Below are 16,956 nucleotides of genomic sequence, written 5' to 3'. Positions count from 1 at the left end.
GCGATGAGTACCACCACTGAGCCCGCCGCCGTGGCCGACGTCACGGCGGGGGGCGCCAAGAAGAGTGCCGGGCGCGGGCCCTGGCGGCTGGTCTGGGACCAGCTGTGGGCCAAGGGCTCGGCCCGGTTCGGGCTGATCACCGTCGGCGTGCTGATCCTGATCACGGCGCTGGCCGGACCGCTCAGCGCGCTCGGCGGCTGGACCCCCGAGGAGTTCGACAAGCGCGCCGTCGACCCGTACCTGGGCGGCGTGCCCAGGGGCGACTTCGGCGGCATCAGCGCCCGGCACTGGCTGGGCGTCGAGCCGGGCAGCGGCCGCGACCTGTTCGCCCGGGTGCTGCACGGCGGTCAGGTGTCCCTGCTGATCGCGTTCACCGCGACCGCGGTGGTCGTGATCGCCGGCACCCTGGCCGGCATCGCGGCGGGCTACTTCGGCGGGCGCGTCGACACGCTGCTGTCCCGGCTGATGGACCTCACGATGTCCTTCCCCTCGCTGATCTTCATGATCGCGATGATGTCGGTGGCCAAGGACGTCAACCGGATCCTGCTGATCACCCTGGTGATCGGGCTGTTCACCTGGCCCGGCATCGCCCGGGTGGTGCGCGGCCAGACCCTCTCGCTCAAGCACCGCGAGTACGTCGAGGCCGCCAAGGTCGGCGGGGCGCGCTCCTGGCGGATCCTCACCCGCGAGATCCTGCCGAACGTCTCCGGCCCGATCATCGCCTACACCACCCTGCTCATCCCCGGCATGATCGCCACCGAGGCCGCGCTCAGCTACCTCGGCGTGGGCGTCCGCCCGCCGACCGCGTCCTGGGGCCAGATGATCGCCGAGAGCATCGTGCACTACGAGACCGACCCGACCTACTTCCTGATCCCGACCGCCTTCCTGTTCGTCGCCGTGCTCGCCTTCACCCTGCTCGGGGACGCGCTGCGCGACATCCTCGACCCCCGGGGAGGCCGGTCGTGATCCTCTACCTCGGCCGCCGCCTGCTCGGTGTGGCGGGCATCCTGCTCGCCATCTGCGCCATCACCTTCACCATCTTCTACCTGCTGCCCAACGACCCGGCCGCGGCCGCCTGCGGCAAGACCTGCAGCCCCGAGCGGCTCGCCGACGTCAAGGCGGCGATGGGCCTGGACAAGCCGGTCTGGGACCAGTTCCTGGCCTACCTCGGCGGCATCTTCGCCGGCCGCGACTACGGCTCCGGCCCCAGCGCGGTGCACTGCGGCTTCCCCTGCCTCGGCTACTCCTACGAGTACGGGCTGCCGGTCTGGGACCTGCTCACCGACCGGCTGCCGGTCTCCGTCTCGCTGGCCCTCGGCGCGGCCGTGCTCTGGCTGGTCCTCGGCCTCGGCGCGGGCGTCACCTCGGCGCTGCGCAAGGGCCGACCGGTCGACAAGACGCTGATGGTGCTGTCCGTCGGCGCCGCCTCGCTGCCGGTCTACTTCACCTCGATCATGCTGATCTGGGGCGTCGTCAGGACGGCCGGGCTGCTGCCCTACCCCTCGTACCACAAGTTCACCGAGAACCCCTTCGAGTGGGGCTCCAACCTGCTGCTGCCGTGGATCGCGCTGGCCCTGCTGTACGCGGCCATGTACGCCCGGCAGAGCCGCAACTCGATGATCGAGGCGATGGCCGAGCCGTACATCCGCACCGCCCGGGCCAAGGGCCTGCCGCCGCGGACGGTCACCGTCAAGCACGGGCTGCGCGCCGGGATGACGCCGATCCTGACCATCTTCGGCATGGACCTCGGCGGCCTGCTGGCCGGCGCGGTCATCACCGAGTCGATCTTCGGCCTGCCCGGCGTCGGCCGGCTGTTCTACGACGGCCTGGCCCGCTCCGACCAGCCCGTCATCCTCGGGGTCACCCTGCTCGCGGCCTTCTTCATCGTCGCGGCGAACCTGCTGGTCGACCTGCTCTACGCGTTCGTCGACCCGAGAGTGAGGTACTGATGACCAGGCTGTTGGAGGTCGAGGACCTCAAGGTCGCCTTCGACACCCCGCGCGGCACCGTCCGCGCGGTGGACGGGATCTCCTTCGTCGTCGAGGCCGGGCGCACCCTCGGGCTGGTCGGCGAGTCGGGCAGCGGAAAGTCCGTCACCTCGCTCGCCGTCATGGGCCTGCACCGCGGCGCCGCCGTCACCGGCTCGATCCGGCTGAACGGGCAGGAGCTGAACGGGCTCGGGGAGCGGGAACTGGGCACCGTCCGGGGCCGCCGGATCGCGATGATCTTCCAGGACCCGCTGTCCAGCCTGCACCCCTTCTACACCGTCGGGGAGCAGATCGCCGAGCACTACCGGGTGCACTTCAAGGCCAACCGCAAGGCCGGGCGGGCCAAGGCGGTGGAGATGCTGGCCGAGGTCGGCATCCCGGAGCCGGCCCGCCGGGTCGACGAGTACCCGCACCAGTTCTCCGGCGGCATGCGCCAGCGCGTCATGATCGCCATGGCGCTCGCCTGCGAGCCCGAGCTGCTGATCGCCGACGAGCCCACCACGGCCCTCGACGTCACCGTCCAGGCGCAGATCCTCGACCTGATCGCCCGGATCCAGCAGGAGCGCGGCCTCGGCGTCGTGATGATCACCCACGACCTCGGCGTGGTCGCCCGGGTCGCCCACGAGGTGCTGGTCATGTACGGCGGCCGGGCCGCCGAACAGGCCCCGGTGGACCGGCTGTTCGCGCAGCCCGCGCACCCGTACACGCGCGGCCTGCTGGACTCGCTGCCGCGCCTGGACGACGCCGACGACGCCCCGCTGCGGGCCATCCCCGGCAGCCCGCCGTCGCTGATCGCCCCCGCCCCCGGCTGCTCCTTCGCCCCGCGCTGCGCCCGCACCACCGCGGCGTCCGCCGAGGAGCACACCCGCTGCCTGGCCGAGCGCCCCGTGCTCGACCGGCTCGCCCCCGGCCACCAGGCCGCCTGCCACCTGCCGCTGGTGCCGGAAGGGGTGCTGTGATGACCACACCGTCGACGAAGGGCGCGACCGCGCCGCTGCTGTCCGTCCGGGACCTGGTGAAGACCTTCCCCGGCCGGCGCGGCCGCACCGGCCGGCCCGGGGCGCCGATCCGGGCGGTGGACGGGGTGAGCTTCGACGTCGGCGCGGGCGAGACGCTCGGCCTGGTCGGTGAGTCCGGCTGCGGCAAGTCCACCACCGGGCGGATGATCGTCCGGCTGCTCGACCCGACCTCGGGCACCGTCACCTTCGACGGCACCGAGATCGGCGGGCTCTCCCAGGCCCGGCTGCGCCCGCACCGGCGCGACCTCCAGATGGTCTTCCAGGACCCGTACTCCTCGCTCAACCCCCGCCAGACGGTGGCCCGGATCATCTCCGAGCCGCTGCTGGTCCAGGGCGGGAGCGCGGCGGACGCGCGCAAGCGGGCCGGCGAGCTGATGGAGCTGGTCGGGCTGATCCCCGAGCACCTGGACCGCTACCCGCACGAGTTCTCCGGCGGCCAGGCCCAGCGCATCGGCATCGCCCGCTCGCTGGCCACCTCGCCGCGGCTGGTGATCGCCGACGAGCCGGTCTCCGCGCTGGACGTCTCCATCCAGGCCCAGGTGGTCAATCTGATGGAGCGGCTCCAGAAGGAGCTGGGGCTGGCGTACGTGTTCATCGCGCACGACCTCTCGGTGGTCAAGCGGGTCTGCGACCGGGTCGCGGTGATGTACCTGGGCCGGATCGTGGAGATCGGCGACAAGGCCGAGGTGTACGGCGCTCCCGCGCACCCGTACACCAGGGCGCTGCTGTCCGCCGTCCCGCTGCCCGACCCGGAGGCGGAGCGCAACCGGGAGCGGATCGTGCTGCTCGGCGACCCGCCGAGCCCGGCCGACCCGCCGCCCGGCTGCACCTTCCACCCGCGCTGCCCCAAGGCCCAGGACATCTGCCGGACCGAGCGGCCGCTGCTGAGGATCGCCGGGCCCGGCGAGCGGCAGGCCGCCTGCCACTTCCCGGAGGCCTGAGGCCGCACAAGCCCCCGGTCGGACGCGGCGGGGAACCCTGCGAGGGCCGCGTCCGGCCGGGTTCCACCCTTTCCCCGCCCACTCTCCGCGCTCGGCCCTGCTGCCCGCTCACTCCTCGGCGGGCAGCAGGCCCTCCTCCGGCAGCAGCCGGCGAGGGCCGGGCCCCTCGGCGGCCAGCTCGTCCCCCGGGTTGAGCACCCGGCAGCGGCGCAGCGACACGCAGCCGCAGCCGATGCAGCCGGTCAGTTCGTCCTCCAGCCGCTCCAGTTCGGCCCGGCGGGCGCGCAGCTGCTCGGCCCAGCGCAGGGAGATCCGCTCCCAGTCGTGCTTGCCGGGCATCCGGTCCTCGGGCAGGCCGGTGAACACCTCGGCGACCTCGGAGAGCGGGATGCCGAGCCGCTTGGCGACCAGGATGAGCGAGATCCGGCGCAGCACGTGCCGCCGGTAGCGCCGCTGGTTGCCCGTCGTGCGCTCGGAGGAGATCAGCCCCTGGTCCTCGTAGAAGCGCACCGCCGAGGTGGCGATCCCGGCCCGCCGGGCCACCTCGCCGACGCTCAGCAGATCGACCGGCGCGGTGGTCATGGCGGCTCCTTGACTTCAAGTTCTCTTGAAGTCCTAGCGTACCGGACGTGACCGAATCAGCTGCCGTCGACAACGACACCACCACCGCCGAGCTGGACAGTTACCCGTCGGAGTCGCCGTCCGCGGGAGCCCCCGGCGGGTGGCGCGAACTCTTCTCCCGCCGCTACGCCGCCTCCGCCTCGATCCTGGCCGGCGGCGTCGCGCTGTACGCGATGAACCTCTACTTCACCGCCGCCCTGATGCCCTCGATCGTCGCCGACATCGGCGGCGAGCGGTACTACGCGTGGGTGGCCACCGGCTTCCTGATGGCCGCCGTCATCGCCTCGATGCTGGTCAGCCGGCTGCTGGACCGCCTCGGCGCCGCCCGGGCCTACGTGCTGGGCTTCCTGGTCTTCGGCGCCGGCGCGGTGGTCAACGCGCTCAGCCCGTCGATGGCGGCGCTGATCCTCGGCCGGGTGGTGCAGGGCCTCGGCGGCGGGCTGGTGGCCGGGCTCGGCTACGCCGTGATCCGCAGCGCCCTGCCGGAGCGGCTGTGGACCCGCGCGGCCGGACTGGTCTCCGCGATGTGGGGCGTCGGAACCCTGGTCGGACCGTCGCTGGGCGGGCTCTTCGCCCAGCTCGGCGCCTGGCGCGGGGCGTACGTCCTGCTGCTGGTCGCCGCGCTGGTGCTGGCGGTCCTGGCCCGCCGGGTGCTGCCCGGGCGCCCCGGCGCGGGGCACGGCAGCGGCCCGGTGCCGCTGCCCTCGCTGCTGCTGCTCACCCTGGCGGCCGCCGCCTTCAGCGTCAGCTCGACGGTGCCCAGCGGCTGGCCGACGGCCCTGTGCCTGCTCGCCGGACTGGCGCTGCTGGTGGGCTTCGTGGCGGCCGAGCGGCGCGGGGCGGCCACGGTGCTGCCGCAGCAGACCTACCGGGCCGGCAACCCGCTGAAGTGGCTCTACCTGACCGTCGCGGTGCTCTGCGCGGGCGTGGTGACGGAGAACTTCATCCCGCTGTTCGGCCAGCAGCTGGGCGGCCTCTCCCCGCTGGTGGCCGGGTTCCTCGGGGCCACGACCTCGGCCGGCTGGACCACCGCCCAGCTGTTCAGCGTCGGGATCGGGACGGCCCGCGGCCGGGCCCTGGCGATCCGCGTCGCACCGCTGGTGCTGGTCGGCGGGCTGCTGGTCTACGGGCTGACGCAGACCGGGCACGCCTCCGGGCCGCGGGTGGTGCTGTGGGCGGTGGCGCTCTTCGGCGCCGGCACCGGGATAGGCCTGGCCTTCCCGCACCTCAGCGTGGCCGCGATGCGCAGCAGCGGCGACCCGGCGGAGGGCGGCAAGGCGGCCGCGGCGATCAACACCACCCAGCTGATCGCCTTCTCGGTGACCTCGGCGCTGGCCGGCACCCTGGTCAACCTGGGCGGGGACACCCCGGTCGACTCGGCCCGGTACATGACCCTGGGGATCGCCGCGATCACCGCCCTCGGGGTGGCCACGGCCGCGCGCACCGCCCGCAGCCTCGGGCGCTGAGCCGGGGCGGGCACGGGCGGGCCCCGTGGCGGGCACGAGCGGGGTAAGAGCGGGCCCCGTCGGGGCGGGCACGAGCAGGCCCCGGATCCCTTGTCGTCGGGGGGATCCGGGGCCTCTTCCGCGGGGCTTCCCGGCTCAGGAGGCCGGGCCCACCCGGACGGTGGTGATCTTCCCGCCCTGGGACTCCCGGACGACCTCGATCTTGGTGTTGGTGTCCGGCACCTTCACCGTCAGCTGCGGCGTGGCCGGGTCGCCGTAGACCCCGGTGCGGTCGTTGAAGACCGGGACGGCCGGCTTCGACGGGATGCGCACCGCGACGCCGCCCTTGTGCAGGGTGAACGGCGTGGTCGGCTTGAGCGAGAAGGTCGCGTCGTAGGTCTGCGCCCGCCCGTTGACCAGCGTCCCGTCGGCGAAGCGGATCGGCGCCGGGCGGGCGTCGATCGGCAGGATCAGCCCGCCGCCGGGGTGGTCCTTGGTGTTGTTGTCACCGTACGAGGTGTCCCACAGCCAGATCAGGACGCCCTCCTGGTACGGGTAGTTGTCCACCACGTTGGCCTTGCCCGCGACGCCGCTGTAGCCGAAGTTGTACGGGCCGGTCTTCAGGAACGCCCCGTAGCCGGTGTAGCGGCGGTTCTCGGCGAGGTACGCGCGCGGGTGCTGCTTGACGGCGGTGCGGCCGTCGATGGCGGTGAAGCCGTTGGCGGTCCAGCCGTTCGCGCCGTTCTCGGCGCCGTCGGTGAACAGCTCGGCGCCGCCGGCGGTGGCCTTGACGGCGTCCACCAGCACGCCCCGGCCGTGGGTGTTGCTGTCCGAGGTGACGTGGAAGCGCAGCCGGACCTGCCGGCCGAGGTAGCCGTCCAGCGGGATGTGCAGCTGCTTGTAGGCGCCGGACGCGCCGCTCAGCCCGGGGGTGTTGGCGCTGGTGTTGCCGATCGGGGCGCCGTCCACGGTGCCGCCGAGGGCGGTCCAGTGCTTGCCCTCGTCGGTGGAGGCCTCGACGGTCAGGAAGTCGTAGTCCTGCTCGGTGTCGTACCAGACCGCCGCGTCCAGGGCGGCCGGACCGGCGGCGGTGCGCAGGTCGACGTCCCGGGTCAGGGAGTTGTCCTGGTTGTCGCCGGTGTCGCTCCACCACTGCCTGGCGCCCTCGTACGGGTCGGCGAGGTCGGTGCGGGTGGTGCCGTCCGGCAGGTGGACCAGGACGGCCTGGGCCTGGTCGGTGTTGTAGCTGCTCACGCCGAGGGCGTGGGTGGAGCGGGTGGCGGCCTGCGCCTCGTCGTAGTCGAGCCAGCCGAACTGCAGCTTGCTCCAGGCGTCGAGGTCGCCGGGGTAGCCGCCGGTGGTGTTCGGGCCCTTGCCCAGGTACGAGCCGGAGGACATCAGCGACCAGAAGTTGACGCTGTTGTCACCGCCGTTGGTGGGGTAGAGGTCGGGCAGGCCGAGGTTGTGGCCGTACTCGTGGGCGAACAGGCCGACGCCGCTGTTCTCGCCCCCCTGGACGTAGTCGTAGACGTACAGGCCGGTGTCGCCGACGGGGGCGCCGCCGATCTTGTTGCCCTCCGGGCCGGTCTGCCCGGTCGCGTCCGGGAAGGTCCAACTGCGGTGCGCCCACAGCGCGTCGGCGCCCTGGGCGCCGCCGCCCCAGGTCTCGTCCACGCCCGCGTGCACCACGACGACGTTGTCCAGGTAGCCGTCCGGCTGGGCGAACTCGCCGTCCTTGTCGTGGTCGTAGCGGTCGTAGACGTCGTACTGGGCGAGCTGCGCCTTGATGTCGGCGGCGGAGCGGCCCTTGGCGATCTCGCCGTCGTACCAGGCCTTGACGGCGTCCCGGACGAACTCCTGCCCCTGGGTCCAGGCGCCGGAGCCCTGCGGGCCCTTGTTGCTGCCGTAGCGGGCCTCGTTGTACGGGAGGGTGACCCAGTCGCTGACGGTGCCCTCGACGTCGTACCGGCCGGAGGACTGGGTGCGGTAGTAGTTGCGCATCGACACGGCGCCGGGCGAGTCGTCGAAGAACAGCTTCTGGTAGTAGTCGCGGTTGAAGTCCTGCGACCACAGGGTGTGGTTGTCGTCCTTGCCCGGCTTGGGGATCAGGTTGTGGGCCGGGCCGGGGGTGCCGCCGTAGCGGGGCTGGCCGTTCCACTGGGTGGTGTTGTCCACCTCGTCGCCGAACTGGGCGAGGATCACGAAGACCTTGTCCGTGCGCTGGTGCGCGAGCTGGACGTAGTCGTTGCCGATCTTCACCTTCGCCGGGGCCCGCTTGCCGGCGCTCTTGGCGACGGAGCCCTTGTTGAGCTGCTCCAGGGCCTTGCCGCGCAGCGCCTGGCGCTCGCGCTCCTGGGGGGCCAGCGGGGCGGGCGGGGCCTCGGCGCCCTGTTCGGCGTCGGCCTGGGCCGCGGCGAGGGCGGCGGGGGTCGGGGGTGCGGCCTGGGCGGGGGTGCCCAGCAGGGTGGCCGCTATCGCGCCGGTGGTGAGCGCGGCGGCGAGGGCGGCGGACAGTCTGCGCAACTGACCGGTCCTTTCGGGGGGATGGGGGTCCTTCAGGTCATCAGTCGGTGAAGCGCAGGTAATATTTCACATGTGACGGGTCACGTGGAAGAGGTGTGGAGCAAGCGGAAGGGCGCCGCACCAGGAGGTACGACGCCCTTGGCCTGCCGGACCGTCAGCCGGTGGTGTACTCCAGGGCCACGCTGACCACCACCAGCGCGCCGTACACCAGCGCGAGGGTGCTCCGCCCGGTGGCGTGCAGGGCGAGCGCGCCGGTGCCGAGGACCAGCAGCTTGACCACGATCTCCGCACCGACCGGCAGCCGGACGGCGGGCCCGCCCGCGGCCAGGAACAGCGCCCAGACGCCGGCTGCCAGGGCCGGAGCGCCGAGCCCGAACAGCAGCCGCAGGCCGGTGTTCGGGCCGGCCTGGAAGCCCCAGTAGCAGAGCGACGCCAGCAGGGCGAGCTCCAGCCCGAAGGCGAGTCCGGCGTTGCCCGCGGTCAGTGGCGTCCACTGCCGCCGCCCGACCGGGCCGGGTCGGTCGATCCTCATCCGCGTTCTCCCCGTCGTCCTGGCCCGCCCGGACCGGGCGGCGATCGTGCGGAGTGTCGCAGTCCGGCCCGGGCGGTGCAACGGACTACCCCAGGGACGCCCGCAGGAAGGCGAGTTCGGCCTCGGCGAGCTGCTCCATCAGGCCGCCCGGGGTCATGTGGGTGGCCCCGGGCAGCGGCAGCACGCTGTGCGGCCGGCCGGCCCTGGTGAGCGCCTGGGAGAGCAGCAGGGTGTGCGAGGGGTGGACGTTGTCGTCGGCCAGCCCGTGGATCAGCAGCAGCGGCCTGGCCAGGCCGGGCGCGTCGGTGATCAGGCAGTCGTCGGCGTAGCCCTCGGGGTTGTCCTGCGGCAGGCCGAGGTAGCGCTCGGTGTACGCGGTGTCGTAGAGCCGGAAGTCGGTGGGCGGGGCGCCCGCGCAGGCGGCGTGGAAGACGTCCGGGCGGCGCAGGACGGCGAGCGCCGCGAAGTAGCCGCCGTAGGACCAGCCGCGCACGCCCACCCGGCCGAGGTCGAGGTCCGGGTGCCGCTCGGCGAGCGCGTGCAGGGCGTCGACCTGGTCGTCCAGCGCCACCTGGGAGAAGCGGCGGAAGATGGTGCGGGTGAACTCGGGGGAGACGAACGGGGTGCCGCCGTTGTCGACGGTGACCACCGCGAAGCCCTGGTCGGCCCACCACTGCTTGAGCTGCCAGCGGCGCGGCTCGTTGGCCACCGCCTGGTAGCCGGGCCCGCCGTAGACGTCCAGCAGGACGGGCAGCCGCCGGCCCGGGACGTGGTCGCGCGGGTAGACCACGGCGCTGGGCAGGGCGCGCCCGGTGACCCGGGCGAGTCGCGGCTCCACCCGGTGGGGCAGCGCGGCGCTGTGGTCGGTGAGCGGCAGCTCGCGGCCGTCGCGGCTGACGACGCGCCGCACGCCCTCCGGGCCGGCCGAGGTGAGCAGCAGGGTGTCGGCGGCGGCGAGGGCCGTGTGGGTGCCGGGGCCGGAGGCGAGCGGCTCGGGGGCGCCGCCGTCCGGGTCGACCAGGTGGACGTACTGGTCGAAGGGGTCGCCCTCGCCGGTCTCGCAGAGCAGCCGGCCGTTCAGCCGGCCGACGACCCGGCGGATCTGCAGGCCGGCGGTGTCCAGCGGCTTGCCGTCCAGCGCGAGGCCGCGGGCCTGCGGGGTGTCGTGGACGGTGAGCAGCCGGCCGTCGGCCAGCCGGGCCGGGGTGCCGGGCAGGTCGTCCACCCAGAACTCGTCGGTGGTGCGGGAGAGTTCGGCGCTCGTGCCGGTGGCCGGGTCGACGCTCAGCAGCAGCACGTTCTGCTGCAGGCGGTCGGCGACGGTGAGCAGCACCTCCTCGGCGGAGGCCCAGGAGGCGGCGCAGACGTACGGGAACTCCTCGGCGTCCCAGCGCAGTCGGACCCGGGTGCCGTCGAGGCCGAGCACCCAGAGCTGGACGTCCGCGTTGGGGCCGCCGGCCTGCGGGTAGGCGAAGTCCTCGGGGGCCTCGCCGGGGTGCGCCGGGTCGGCGAAGTAGCGCCGGGGGACGGCGGATTCGTCCACCCGGGCGGCCAGCAGCGCGCCGCCGTCCGGGCGCCACCAGTGGCCGCGGGAGCGGCCGAGCTCCTCGGCGGCGGCGAATTCGGCGACGCCCCAGCGGGCGCCGTCGACGGGGGAGAACGGTTCGAGGGCCGGGGTGACGTACAGGGCGTCCTCGGCGACGTAGGCGACGCGCTGCCCGGTGGCGTCCGGCCGGGGGTCGAACGCGGGCCCGGCGACGGGGAGTTCGTCGCTGGTGCCGGCGGTGGTGTCGGTGCGGAACAGTCGGCCGTCCAGGGTGAAGACGGCGGTGGCGAGGTCGGCGGTGGCGGCGTACGTGCCGATGCCGGCGGCGACCAGCCGGGTGCGCTCGCGCAGCCGGCGCTCGACGACGGGCAGGTCGTCGCGGCGGCCGGTGCGGCCGGGCAGCAGCGCGGCCGGGTCGGCGACCAGGCGCTCCTCGCCGGTCGCGGTGTCGAGCAGGTGGAGGCGGTCCACCGGATCCTCCGGACCGGTGGAGCGGAGCAGCAGCAGCCGGGTACCGTCCTCGGCGAGGGTGTACGCACGCGGCGCGCCGAAGGCGAACCGGCCGGTACGGGCGCTGAGGGCAAGGAAGGCGTCGGTGTTGGTCACGGCCCGATGGTGGTCGCGAGGTGTGGGCCCCGACCAGTAGTCTGTCATGTGAAATGTCACACATCAGTGCGTGCCGGTGTCGACCGGCCCGCCGAGACGTCGAGCCACCGGCGCGCCGCCCACCGGTGCGCCAGCCAGCGGAGGAAACCGTGACCGAGGACCTGCGGACCGCCGAACCCCCGGCCCCCCTGCCCGCCGCCGACCGGCTGTTCAGCGTGTCCCCGCAGACCGCGCACCTGAACCACGGCTCGTTCGGCGCCGTGCCCGTCCCGGTGCAGCGGGCGCAGGAGCGGCTGCGCACCGAGCACGAGCGGGACCCGGACGGCTTCTTCGCCGACCTCCCCGCCCGGATCGCCGCCGCCCGCGCCCTTCTCGCCGCCGAGCTGGACACCGACCCGGACCGGCTCGCGCTGGTCGCCAACGTCACCGAGGCCGTCGCGATCGCCCTGGACAGCATCCCGTTCGCCCCCGGCGACCGGATCCTGGTCACCGACCACGGCTACGGCGCGGTGACCCGGGCCGCGGTCCGCAGGGCCGCCGAGACCGGCGCCGACGTGGTGGTCGTCGAGGTGCCGCTGGACGCCCCGGACGAGCAGGCCGTCCGGGAGGCGGTGCTCGCCGCCGTGGACGGACGCACCACCGTCGCGATCCTGGACCAGCTGACCTCGCCCACCGCCCGCCTGGTGGCCGGCCCGGCCCTGCTCGCCGACCTGCGCGCCCGCGGCGTGACCACCGTGGTGGACGGCGCCCACGCCCCCGGCATGCTGCCCGCCCCGATCGATCCGAACGCCGACTTCTGGTTCGGCAACCTGCACAAGTGGGCCTTCGCCCCGCGCGCCACCGGCGTGCTCGCCGTCCGCCCCGAGTGGACCGCCCGGGTGCGCCCGCTGGCACTGTCCTGGGAACACGACAAGGGCTTCCCGGGCAACGTGGAGTGGCGCGGCACCTGCGACTACACCCCCTGGCTGGCCGCCCCGGCCGGCTTCGAGCTGCTGCGCGCCCTCGGCCACGCGGAGGTGGCCGCCCACAACACCGCCCTCGCCGCGTACGGCCGCCGGGTGCTGGCCGAGCGGGCCGGCCTGGCGCCGCTGCCCGCGACCCCCGGGGTCTGGATGAGCACCGTCCGGCTGCCGGACGGGTTCGGCGAGACCGAGCCGCAGGTGAAGGCGCTGATGGCCGAGGTGTGGCACCGGCTCGGCACCCGGATCGCCGTCCGCCCGTGGGCCGGCGGCGGGGTGCTGCGGGTCAGCGCGCAGCTGTACAACCGGCCGGAGGAGTACGAGCGGCTGGCGGACGGGCTGGTGGAACTGCTGAAGGGCTGAGCCCCGGGGCCGGGGCCGGGCCGTCGGCCGGCGCCGGTGGCCCCGGTGGTCCCGGTCGTCCAGGTCACGGAAAAACGGTGCTATCGATGTCACTCCTCCCGGGTAACCTCTCGCTGAGATGCGAGATCACACCAACCACACCCGGACGGCGATGAACACCCCCGATCCAGAGCCCCAGGACGACCAGGAGCTCAGCCCCGCCGAGGCGTACGCGGCCAGCCGTCGCCGGGCGAAGGAGCAGGCCACCGCCCTGTACGGCTTCCAGCAGCTGTACGACTTCCCGCTGGACGACTTCCAGCTGGAGGCGTGCGAGACGCTGGAGGCCGGATCCGGCGTCCTGGTCGCCGCCCCCACCGGCTCCGGGAAGACCATCGTCGGCGAGTTCGCCGTGCACCTGGCCCTGGCCGCGGGCCGCAAGTGCTTCTACACCACGCCGATCAAGGCGCTCTCCAACCAGAAGTACGGGGACCTGGTCAAGCGCTACGGCGCCGCCAAGGTCGGCCTGCTCACCGGCGACAACACCGTCAACGGCGACGCACCCGTGGTGGTGATGACCACCGAGGTGCTGCGCAACATGCTCTACGCGGGCTCCAGCACCCTCGACGGCCTCGGCTACGTCGTGATGGACGAGGTGCACTACCTCGCCGACCGCCTCCGCGGCGCCGTCTGGGAGGAGGTCATCATCCACCTCCCCGAGTCGGTCACCCTCGTCTCGCTCTCCGCGACCGTCTCCAACGCCGAGGAGTTCGGCGACTGGCTGGACACCGTGCGCGGCGGCACCAAGGTGATCGTCTCCGAGACCCGCCCCGTGCCGCTGTGGCAGCACGTGATGGCCGGCAACCGGATGTACGACCTGTTCGCCGACCCCGACCGCGACGGCCGCCCCAAGCACAACCTGAAGAACCCCGGCAAGGCCGTCAACCCCGAGCTGGTCCGGCTCGCCCGCTCCGAGCTCGACCGCAACCCGCGCGACCGCTTCGGCCGCGGCCGGGGCCGCTCGATGCCCAACGGCCGGCCCGGCCGGGTCTGGACGCCGAGCCGCGTGGACGTCATCGACCGGCTCGACGCCGAGGGCCTGCTGCCCGCGATCACCTTCATCTTCAGCCGGGCCGGCTGCGAGGCCGCCGTCCAGCAGTGCCTCAGCTCCGGCCTGCGGCTCAACAAGGACGCGGACCGCGCCCGGGTCCGGGCGATCGTCGAGGAGCGCTGCGCCGACATCCCCGACGAGGACCTGCACGTCCTCGGCTACTTCGAGTGGCTGGACGGGCTGGAGCGCGGCATCGCCGCCCACCACGCCGGGATGCTGCCCCGGTTCAAGGAGGTCGTCGAGGAGCTCTTCGTGAAGGGCCTGGTCAAGGCCGTCTTCGCGACCGAGACCCTGGCGCTCGGCATCAACATGCCCGCCCGCTCGGTGGTCATGGAGAAGCTCGTCAAGTGGAACGGCGAGACCCACGCCGACATCACCCCCGGCGAGTACACCCAGCTCACCGGCCGGGCCGGGCGGCGCGGCATCGACATCGAGGGCCACGCCGTGGTCCTCTGGCAGCGCGGCCTCGACCCCGAGGCGCTGGCCGGCCTGGCCGGCACCCGCACCTACCCGCTGAAGTCCTCGTTCCGGCCCTCCTACAACATGGCCGTCAACCTGGTCTCCCAGTTCGGCCGGCACCGCTCGCGCGAGCTGCTGGAAACCTCCTTCGCCCAGTTCCAGGCGGACCGCTCGGTGGTCGGCATCGCCCGTCAGGTGCAGCGCAACGAGGAGGGGCTGGAGGGCTACCGCGAGTCGATGACCTGCCACCTCGGCGACTTCGACGCGTACATGGAGCTGCGCCGCAAGCTCAAGGACCGCGAGAACGAGATGGCCCGCGAGGGCAGCAGCCAGCGCCGCGCGGCCGCCGTCGAGTCCATCGAGCAGCTCAAGCCGGGCGACGTCATCCACGTGCCCACCGGCAAGTTCGCCGGCCTCGCCCTGGTCCTCGACCCGGGCCTGCCGCCGGTCAACCGCTCCGGCCGGGGAGGCCCGCGCCACCCCGACTACCAGGACGGCCCCCGCCCGGTGGTGCTCACCGCCGAGCGGCAGGTCAAGCGGCTCGCCATGATCGACTTCCCGCACCCGGTCGTCGCGGTCGAGCGGCTGCGCATCCCCAAGTCCTTCAACCCGCGCAGCCCGCAGTCCCGGCGCGACCTCGCCTCGGCCCTGCGCACCAAGGCCGGTCACCTGGAGCCCGAGCGGTTCCGGCGCGGCCGCGCGGCCGCCGCCGACGACCCGGAGATCACCCGGCTGCGCACCGAACTGCGCCAGCACCCCTGCCACGGCTGCTCCGACCGCGAGGACCACGCCCGCTGGGCCGAGCGCTACCACCGGCTGCACCGCGACACCGAGCTGCTGGAACGCCGGATGCGCTCGCGCACCCACACCATCGCCCGCACCTTCGACCGGGTCTGCGGACTGCTCACCGACCTCGGCTACCTCAGCGGCGACACCGTCACCGACGACGGCAAGCGGCTCGGCCGGCTGTACGGCGAGCTCGACCTGCTCGCCTCCGAATGCATCCGCGAGGGCGTCTGGAGCGGCCTGGCCGCCGCCGAACTCGCCGCCTGCGCCTCGGCGCTGGTGTACGAGGCCCGCCAGTCCGACGACGCCGGCGCCCCCCGGGTGCCGGAGGGCGCGGCCAAGGAGGCGCTCGGCAAGATGGTCCGGATCTGGGGCCACCTGGACGCCCTGGAGGAGCAGCACCGGATCAACACCGCGGAGGGCGTCGGCCAGCGCGAGCCCGACCTCGGCTTCGCCTGGGTCGCCTACCGCTGGGCGCTCGGCCACAACCTCGACCAGGTCCTGCGCGACGCCGACATGCCGGCCGGCGACTTCGTCCGCTGGACCAAGCAGCTGATCGACGTCCTCGGCCAGATCCAGGACGCCGCCGGCGAGGACGTCGAACTCCGCCGGACCGCCCGCAAGGCCGTCGACGGCCTCCGCCGCGGCATCATCGCCTACTCCTCCGTGGGCTAGCCGGACACCCGAAGGGGCCCGCCCGCTCACCCGAGCGCGCGGGCCCCTTCGCTTTCCCGCTCCCACCCCATGCGGCTTCGCCTCGCCGCCGGGGCTTCCACGGCGTTGCGCAGGAAGTCGGCCCGGCCGACTTCCTGCGCAACAGAAGGCGCGGAGCCGCCGCCCGGGCGGCGGGCTCTGGCGTCGGGGCCTTCGCGGCCCCGCTCGATCCGGGCGAGGCCGCGGCCCGGTGGCGCGGTCAGCCCGTCATCGTCCGGTGTTCGGCCCGGGGGCCGGTGCCGGTGAGGTGGCCGTCGCGCGGGGCCGGGTCGGGCCGGTCCTCCCGTCGGGTGGCGACGGTCAGGCAGGCCGCGATCAGCACGATGTTCTTGAGGATGTACTGCCCCTCCAGCGTCGGGACGGGCGGGACGCCGTGCACCCACACGTCGTCCGGCAGCAGGACGAGCGTCGCGAACACCCCGGCCATGTGCACGAAGAACACCGCCAGGGCGACGGGGAGCAGCAGCCCGGTGACCAGTCCGGCCCCGATGGCGACCTCCATGAGGGCCAGCAGCGGCCGGGAGACGCCGGGCGGCACCAGGTCGAAGGTCAGCAGGCTCATGCAGCGGGTGGCGAGGTCCTCGGCGGGGCTGGCCCCGGGGATGAACTTGAGCACCCCGAACCAGAGGTACACCGCCCCGACGCTGACCCGCAGGACTCCGGGGGCCACCCGCCGGTAGCCGTGGGAGAAGTCCTCGGCCCGGCGTCTGCCCGTCCGCACGGCGCGTGCGAGATGCGACTCCATTCGCCCCTCCATCAGATCCCTTTCAGAGTTCCCCGGCACACAGGAGGACGGGGCACACCGCGGTCGGCGGGATCCGGGTGAGGGGCGGCCCGAAGCACCGACCGGGCACGGCTCGTCGGGTGCCGGCTCGGAAGGCCGCAGCCTAGCGCCCTGCTGCCGCGGCGGGAAGGTTCGGTGCGGCGTCCGATGGAGGGACGGCCCGTGGGAGGTCGGCCCGGCGGCCTTCCTACGTCCGGGGGTGTCGGGGCCCGGCGGCGTCGAGGCGGCGGACGAGTTCGCGCAGGGCGCGCAGTTCGCGGTCCAGGGCTTCGGCGCCGTGGGGGGTGAGGGAGACCCAGGTGCGGGGGCGGCGGCCGACGTAGCCCTTGGCGACGGCGACGAGGCCGGACTCCTCCAGGACCTTGAGGTGGCGGGACAGGTTGCCGTCGGTGGCGCCCAACTGCTCCTTGAGGAAGCCGAACTCGACCCGGTCGGCCTCGCGGGCGATGGTCAGGATGCCCAGCCGGACCCGCTGGTGGACGGTGTCGTCCAGGGCCAGGGTCGGGTGCTGCTCCTCGGCTTCGTCCGCAACGCTCATCGGAGACCTCCATGGATACCCCCGGCTTCAGCCGGGGGAGGAAAT

General features: G+C 73.7%; 13 protein-coding genes. 7 read left to right on the top strand and 6 right to left on the bottom strand.

Annotated features, from left to right (window positions below):
• Nucleotides 1–3 precede the first annotated feature (3 nt).
• The 4 genes from ACFVGO_RS09700 to ACFVGO_RS09685 are packed head-to-tail and all read left to right on the top strand — an operon-like array spanning nucleotide 4 to nucleotide 3,948.
• Nucleotides 4–966 carry an ABC transporter permease gene (locus ACFVGO_RS09700; protein WP_380631278.1) on the top strand — a complete coding sequence of 321 codons (963 nt, stop codon included), beginning with the start codon at nucleotides 4–6 and terminating at the stop codon, nucleotides 964–966.
• Nucleotides 963–1,949 carry an ABC transporter permease gene (locus tag ACFVGO_RS09695; RefSeq protein ID WP_359901089.1) on the top strand — a complete coding sequence of 329 codons (987 nt, stop codon included), beginning with the start codon at nucleotides 963–965 and terminating at the stop codon, nucleotides 1,947–1,949. Before ACFVGO_RS09700 ends, ACFVGO_RS09695 begins: the two co-directional genes overlap by 4 nt.
• Nucleotides 1,949–2,947 (top strand): ABC transporter ATP-binding protein, encoded by a 999-nt coding sequence (locus ACFVGO_RS09690; RefSeq protein ID WP_359901086.1) that lies wholly within the window; start codon nucleotides 1,949–1,951, stop codon nucleotides 2,945–2,947. The genes ACFVGO_RS09695 and ACFVGO_RS09690 overlap by 1 nt, the downstream gene beginning before the upstream one ends.
• Nucleotides 2,947–3,948, top strand: coding sequence for an oligopeptide/dipeptide ABC transporter ATP-binding protein (locus ACFVGO_RS09685; protein ID WP_359901083.1), 1,002 nt, complete (start codon nucleotides 2,947–2,949; stop codon nucleotides 3,946–3,948). The genes ACFVGO_RS09690 and ACFVGO_RS09685 overlap by 1 nt, the downstream gene beginning before the upstream one ends.
• A 108-nt stretch (nucleotides 3,949–4,056) precedes the next feature.
• Here the strand turns inward: ACFVGO_RS09685 and soxR are convergent, their stop codons facing one another.
• Nucleotides 4,057–4,530, bottom strand: a complete 474-nt coding sequence (gene soxR / locus ACFVGO_RS09680) for a redox-sensitive transcriptional activator SoxR (protein ID WP_359901080.1) — start codon at nucleotides 4,528–4,530, stop codon at nucleotides 4,057–4,059.
• A 47-nt stretch (nucleotides 4,531–4,577) separates the two neighbouring features.
• Between soxR and ACFVGO_RS09675 the strand changes: the two genes are divergently transcribed.
• On the top strand, nucleotides 4,578–6,035 hold the full coding sequence (locus ACFVGO_RS09675; protein ID WP_359901077.1) for an MFS transporter: 1,458 nt from the start codon (nucleotides 4,578–4,580) through the stop codon (nucleotides 6,033–6,035).
• Nucleotides 6,036–6,170: 135 nt separating this feature from the next.
• On the opposite strand, the gene ACFVGO_RS09670 is transcribed toward ACFVGO_RS09675, so the two are convergent.
• The 3 genes from ACFVGO_RS09670 to ACFVGO_RS09660 all read right to left on the bottom strand — a co-directional run bounded on the left by ACFVGO_RS09670 (nucleotide 6,171) and on the right by ACFVGO_RS09660 (nucleotide 11,221).
• Nucleotides 6,171–8,537: an immune inhibitor A domain-containing protein gene (locus ACFVGO_RS09670; protein ID WP_380631275.1), complete on the bottom strand. Its 2,367-nt coding sequence runs from the start codon at nucleotides 8,535–8,537 to the stop codon at nucleotides 6,171–6,173.
• Nucleotides 8,538–8,691: 154 nt separating this feature from the next.
• Nucleotides 8,692–9,069, bottom strand: coding sequence for a YrdB family protein (locus ACFVGO_RS09665; RefSeq protein WP_359901072.1), 378 nt, complete (start codon nucleotides 9,067–9,069; stop codon nucleotides 8,692–8,694).
• Nucleotides 9,070–9,154: 85 nt separating this feature from the next.
• On the bottom strand, nucleotides 9,155–11,221 hold the full coding sequence (locus tag ACFVGO_RS09660; RefSeq protein WP_380631273.1) for a prolyl oligopeptidase family serine peptidase: 2,067 nt from the start codon (nucleotides 11,219–11,221) through the stop codon (nucleotides 9,155–9,157).
• A 149-nt stretch (nucleotides 11,222–11,370) separates the two neighbouring features.
• On the opposite strand from ACFVGO_RS09660, the gene ACFVGO_RS09655 reads away from it, so the two are divergent.
• Complete coding sequence (locus ACFVGO_RS09655) at nucleotides 11,371–12,543, top strand: aminotransferase class V-fold PLP-dependent enzyme (RefSeq protein WP_380631272.1); 1,173 nt, start codon at nucleotides 11,371–11,373, stop codon at nucleotides 12,541–12,543.
• A 151-nt stretch (nucleotides 12,544–12,694) separates the two neighbouring features.
• Nucleotides 12,695–15,550 (top strand): DEAD/DEAH box helicase, encoded by a 2,856-nt coding sequence (locus tag ACFVGO_RS09650; protein WP_359901259.1) that lies wholly within the window; start codon nucleotides 12,695–12,697, stop codon nucleotides 15,548–15,550.
• A gap of 238 nt (nucleotides 15,551–15,788) precedes the next feature.
• On the opposite strand, the gene ACFVGO_RS09645 is transcribed toward ACFVGO_RS09650, so the two are convergent.
• Together ACFVGO_RS09645 and ACFVGO_RS09640 are read right to left on the bottom strand one after the other, a co-directional pair.
• Entirely contained in the window at nucleotides 15,789–16,334 is a 546-nt protein-coding gene (locus ACFVGO_RS09645) for a DoxX family protein (protein WP_359905880.1), read from the bottom strand.
• Nucleotides 16,335–16,560: 226 nt separating this feature from the next.
• Nucleotides 16,561–16,911: a transcriptional regulator gene (locus ACFVGO_RS09640; RefSeq protein ID WP_359905883.1), complete on the bottom strand. Its 351-nt coding sequence runs from the start codon at nucleotides 16,909–16,911 to the stop codon at nucleotides 16,561–16,563.
• Between the last annotated feature and the right edge of the window lie 45 nt (nucleotides 16,912–16,956).

It is taken from the genome of Kitasatospora sp. NPDC057738 (assembly GCF_042798815.1).
GTDB classification, from domain to species: Bacteria; Actinomycetota; Actinomycetes; order Streptomycetales; family Streptomycetaceae; genus Kitasatospora; species Kitasatospora lactacystinica.
This window is presented reverse-complemented; position numbering and strand designations above follow the sequence as displayed.

What these genes read in the sequence shown, in the direction of transcription:
- ACFVGO_RS09700 (WP_380631278.1), top strand. Translation starts at nt 4, where the DNA reads ATGAGTACCACCACTGAGCCCGCCGCCGTGGCCGACGTCACGGCGGGG.
- ACFVGO_RS09690 (WP_359901086.1), top strand. Translation starts at nt 1,949, where the DNA reads ATGACCAGGCTGTTGGAGGTCGAGGACCTCAAGGTCGCCTTCGACACC.
- ACFVGO_RS09685 (WP_359901083.1), top strand. Translation starts at nt 2,947, where the DNA reads ATGACCACACCGTCGACGAAGGGCGCGACCGCGCCGCTGCTGTCCGTC.
- soxR (WP_359901080.1), bottom strand. Translation starts at nt 4,530, where the DNA reads ATGACCACCGCGCCGGTCGATCTGCTGAGCGTCGGCGAGGTGGCCCGG.
- ACFVGO_RS09665 (WP_359901072.1), bottom strand. Translation starts at nt 9,069, where the DNA reads ATGAGGATCGACCGACCCGGCCCGGTCGGGCGGCGGCAGTGGACGCCA.
- ACFVGO_RS09650 (WP_359901259.1), top strand. Translation starts at nt 12,695, where the DNA reads ATGAACACCCCCGATCCAGAGCCCCAGGACGACCAGGAGCTCAGCCCC.
- ACFVGO_RS09645 (WP_359905880.1), bottom strand. Translation starts at nt 16,334, where the DNA reads ATGGAGTCGCATCTCGCACGCGCCGTGCGGACGGGCAGACGCCGGGCC.
- ACFVGO_RS09640 (WP_359905883.1), bottom strand. Translation starts at nt 16,911, where the DNA reads ATGAGCGTTGCGGACGAAGCCGAGGAGCAGCACCCGACCCTGGCCCTG.